Annotated in this window: 1 pseudogene; it reads right to left on the reverse strand. The window is 37.8% G+C overall.

The annotated features are described in order from the left end of the window. Positions 1 to 176: pseudogene (locus ACS8FD_RS21005) on the reverse strand (ribosome assembly cofactor RimP); the annotation flags it as partial. Positions 177 to 680: the final 504 nt, after the last annotated feature.

Consider the following 680-nt stretch of genomic DNA (forward strand, 5'->3'; position numbering starts at 1 on the left):
CAAAGAGTTACCTGTTTGTTTTGCGCTTGCTTTTCGGGGAGAGACTCGAGAGAAAGACACAAGAAAGAACGATGTCCCTGTGGGACGAACTCTACGCCCCAAAAAGCGACATCACATGCCGCTACTGCAGGAGCAATAATATTGGTCAATTCTTCAACTTTGGTAGAAAGTTTCATAATTTGTTTATAGTTTCCTATTTACTGGTGTACAGAACTTAAAGCGTTTTTTTATATTTTATGAGCAACGTTTAAGAATAACACTGTAATCGTTGTATCTTTTTGCAGCTAAACTAAAGTGTATGACTTTGCATATTAAGTCCAAGCCTCGTATCGTCTTATACTTATAGAATAATACAGATTATAGACGTTGGATTAAGGCTGTACATTCTAATAGAATACACAAAGCCAAAATATCACTGAGAGAGTATGAAATAAAAGGTATTGCCGCTTATGAAGCGCTGCACAATTAACCGATATTACTTCACTCTATAAAAATAGAGCTTAGCATAAGTAGGATAAATACCGTGATAACACAGACTCTCAGATACAAAAAAACCCACAAACATAATGGTGGGCTTATTGCAACTGACAATTTAGTGTACAAAAATCAGTATTGAAAGTGGTAGCGGGGGCTGGATTTGAACCAACGACCTTCGGGTTATGAGCCCGACGAGCTACCAG

The organism is Psychrobacter sp. 1U2, assembly GCF_051847575.1.